Origin of the sequence: Synechococcus sp. R55.8 (genome assembly GCF_047461895.1) — a bacterium.
Taxonomy (GTDB): domain Bacteria; phylum Cyanobacteriota; class Cyanobacteriia; order Thermostichales; family Thermostichaceae; genus Thermostichus.
The window spans coordinates 1-3,237 of the sequence record NZ_JANSIB010000155.1 but is presented as its reverse complement, the minus strand read 5'-3'; the positions used below and the strand labels follow the sequence as shown (position 1 = coordinate 3,237).

Annotated in this window: 3 protein-coding genes; 2 read left to right on the top strand and 1 reads right to left on the bottom strand. The window is 58.8% G+C overall.

Annotation, left to right across the window (positions count from 1 at the left end; all coding sequences use genetic code 11):
- Both NW829_RS11980 and NW829_RS11975 read left to right on the top strand, forming a co-directional pair.
- On the top strand, positions 1 to 893 hold an 893-nt coding region (locus tag NW829_RS11980), incomplete at its 5' end, for an ABC transporter ATP-binding protein (RefSeq protein ID WP_414417170.1).
- Positions 894 to 969: 76 nt separating this feature from the next.
- Positions 970 to 1,743 (top strand): ABC transporter permease, encoded by a 774-nt coding sequence (locus tag NW829_RS11975; RefSeq protein WP_414328861.1) that lies wholly within the window; start codon positions 970 to 972, stop codon positions 1,741 to 1,743.
- Positions 1,744 to 1,776: 33 nt separating this feature from the next.
- Here the strand turns inward: NW829_RS11975 and ald are convergent, their stop codons facing one another.
- On the bottom strand, positions 1,777 to 2,865 hold the full coding sequence (ald, locus tag NW829_RS11970; RefSeq protein ID WP_414344666.1) for an alanine dehydrogenase: 1,089 nt from the start codon (positions 2,863 to 2,865) through the stop codon (positions 1,777 to 1,779).
- Positions 2,866 to 3,237 lie beyond the last annotated feature (372 nt).

Here is a 3,237-nt window from a genome sequence, read left to right as displayed (position 1 = left end):
GATCAGGGGGATCAGCCCTCACTTGGGCCACTATGAAAATCATTGGAGTTGAGTCAATGTTGGAGTCGCAGAGGGTGGTTCAAAGTGGGTTATCTTCCCCCGCTGTTTCGGGCAAGCCCGTTCTGGAGTTGCGCCACGTCTCGCTGCAGTACCCCACCAAGGGATCCCCAGTCACGATCATCCGCGACGTCAGCTTTTCTGTTGCCCACTCGGAGTTTGTCTCCATTGTTGGGCCGAGCGGCTGTGGCAAGACTTCTCTTTTGAAGATGATGGCCGGCCTGAACACTGACCATGGCGGCACCCTCTACTTTCAGTTGCAGCCCATCGCCGGCCCCCTGAAGAGTGTGGGCATGGCTTTCCAAAACCCGGTGCTGCTACCCTGGCGCACGACCTTACAGAACGTGTTGCTGCCGTTGGAGGTGGTGGAGCCTTACAAGCGTACCTTCAAGCAAAACCTGGCCCAGCACGAGAAGTCGGCGCTGGAGCTGCTGGCCACCGTGGGCTTGGAGGGTTTTCAGAAAGCCTATCCTTGGCAGCTTTCCGGGGGAATGCGGCAGCGGGCTTCCTTGTGCCGCGCTTTGATCCATCAGCCGGAGCTGCTGCTGTTGGACGAACCTTTTGCTGCTCTGGATGCCTTTACCCGCGAGGATATGTGGGAAATGTTGCAACGGCTGTGGATGCGCACCGGCTGCACTGCCATTTTGATCACTCACGATTTGCGGGAGGCGGTTTTCCTCTCCGATACCATTTATGTAATGGGGCCACGGCCTAGCGAGATCATCTTTTCCCTCAAAGTGGATCTGCCCCGTCCACGCCCGCTGGAGATCTGCCTGACGGACGAGTTTCACCGCTTGGTCTCGGAAGTGCGCCAGCACATTCGGCGCAGCTATTAGGCCAAAGAGCCCTTGATCCAAAAAATCTGGAAAGGTTTGCTGGACAGGTTACCGCGCATTTCTGCCGAGGGATCCCATGAAAAAATCATTTGACCGATTTTTGCAGACCCAAACGGCTTCTGTGGTCTTGCCCGCTGTCACCATCGTTTTGACCCTTGTGCTCTGGCAGGTGGGGGTGGGGCTGTTCAACGTTCCTCGCTTCATTCTGCCGGCGCCCACCCAGATCCTCGCAGCCATGAACCAGTGGAGCCCGGTGATTCTGCGTCACTCCCTAACCACCCTCACTTCGACGCTGCTGGCCTTTGCGCTGGCTTTGGTGGGGGGGATATTGCTGGGATCGATCATCGGCAGCTCCCGCCTGGCCCATCTGTGTTTGTACCCGCTGCTGGTGGGGTTTAACACCATCCCGAAGGTGGCTTTGGTGCCGCTGCTGGCGATTTGGTTTGGCTTGGGCCTGATCCCGGCGGTGATCACGGCCTTTTTGCTGGCCTTTTTCCCCATTGCGGTCAATGTGGCGGTGGGGCTGGAGACGGTGGAAGCCGAAATGCGGGATGTGCTGCGCTCGTTGGGGGCCAGCTCTTGGGAGATTTTCACCAAGGTGGGGCTACCCCACAGCATGCCCTACCTGTTTGCCTCGTTGAAGGTGGCCATCTCCTTTGCTTTTGTCGGCTCGGTGATCTCGGAGACGGTGGCTTCCAACCAGGGGCTGGGCTACCTGATCGTGTCGGCCAGTTCTTCTTTTGATGTGCCTTTGGCCTTTGCGGGTTTGGCTGCCCTCGGCATTATGGGCATTTTGCTCTACACCTTTTTTGCGGCTTTGGAGCGCTATGTCCTGTCCTGGCGACAGTAGCATCTCTCCCCAGGGAGCCAACCCCTGCCTGAGCTAGCCCAGGTCTGGAAAGGTGGCTCGCACCGCCGGGTGGATGAGCTTGCCTGCCCTGACGTTTAGCCCTTTGGCCAAGGCCGGGTCTTGTTCCAAAGCAGCGGCCAGGCCAAGGTTGGCCAGCTTGAGGATGTAGGGGAGAGTGGCGTTGACCAGCGCTTGGGTCGAAGTCCAGGGGACAGCCCCCGGCATGTTGGGAACGCCGTAGTGTAGCACCCCGTAGGCTTCGTAAACCGGCTGGGCATGGGTGGTAACCCGTGTGGTAGCAATGCACCCCCCCTGATCCACCGCCACATCCACAATGAGGGAGCGAGGACGCATTTGGGCCACCAACTCTTCTCCCACCAAGACCGGCGCCCGCCTTCCCGGCACCAGCACTGCCCCTACCACCAGGTCGGCCTCGCGAACACACTCTTCCACGCTTTGGGCCGTGCTGTAGAGCAGCTCCACACGGGATCCAAAGAGCAGCTCCAGCTCGTTCAGCCGCTGCAGGTTAATGTCCAAAATCTGCACCCGCGCCCCCAAGCCTACGGCCATTTTGGCCGCCTCGGTGCCCACGGTTCCCCCGCCCAAGATCACCACCCGTCCCGGGGATACCCCTGGGATCCCACCCAGCAACACGCCCCGCCCCCCCTGCTGTCGGGTGAGGTAATGGGCGCCAAACTGCACCGAGAGCCGCCCGGCAATCATGCTCATGGGCATCAACAAGGGCAGGGATCCATCTGCCAATTCCACCGTTTCATAGGCGAGGCAGGTGGCCCCCGATTGCAACAGCGCCTGGGTCAGCTCGCGGCTGGCGGCCAAGTGCAAATAGGTAAACAGGATGAGGTCGGGATGGAGCAGAGGATACTCGGCAGGCAAGGGCTCCTTTACCTTCACCACCAGCTCCTGCCGGTAGATCTCCTCAGGAGTGACAGCCAGCTTGGCCCCCGCTTTTTGGTAGTCCTCATCCGTGAAGCCCGCCCCCTGGCCTGCTTGGGTTTCCACCCACACCTGATGCCCCTGTTCGGTTAAGGCCCGCACCGCCGCCGGTGTCAGCCCGACACGGAACTCTTGCTCTTTGATCTCTTTGGGCACGCCAATTCGCATAGGGATCCCCGTAGGGCTGCTTTCCAGTCTAGACAGACTCTCCCCGCAATGGGATCCCTGGCCTGAGCAGGAGAGCGAAAATTGTAAAGTTTTGTGCGCGATCTGTCGGGGCAAGCAATCGCCAGGCTAATTTTGTTAGCTCAAGATTTCAAGGGCAAACCTAGATCTCTTGCCATGATTGGCACGAAAACAAGACATAACAGCCTCAGAAAGCCCAATTTTCTTGCTTGCGCTTATCCCCAAGAGCAATGTTAATATCTATGTCACGAAGTCTCCGTACTCCCTCGCGAACGCACCTTGAAAACTGCATGGATTCAAGCTTTTCCGGGGGTAGGGTTGATCCCTACCTTTTCCCCGCAAGGGGACGGAAAC

Bases quoted from the DNA above. Each gene is read 5' to 3' on its own strand.
- NW829_RS11975 (WP_414328861.1), top strand. From the start codon at position 970: ATGAAAAAATCATTTGACCGATTTTTGCAGACCCAAACGGCTTCTGTG.
- ald (WP_414344666.1), bottom strand. From the start codon at position 2,865: ATGCGAATTGGCGTGCCCAAAGAGATCAAAGAGCAAGAGTTCCGTGTC.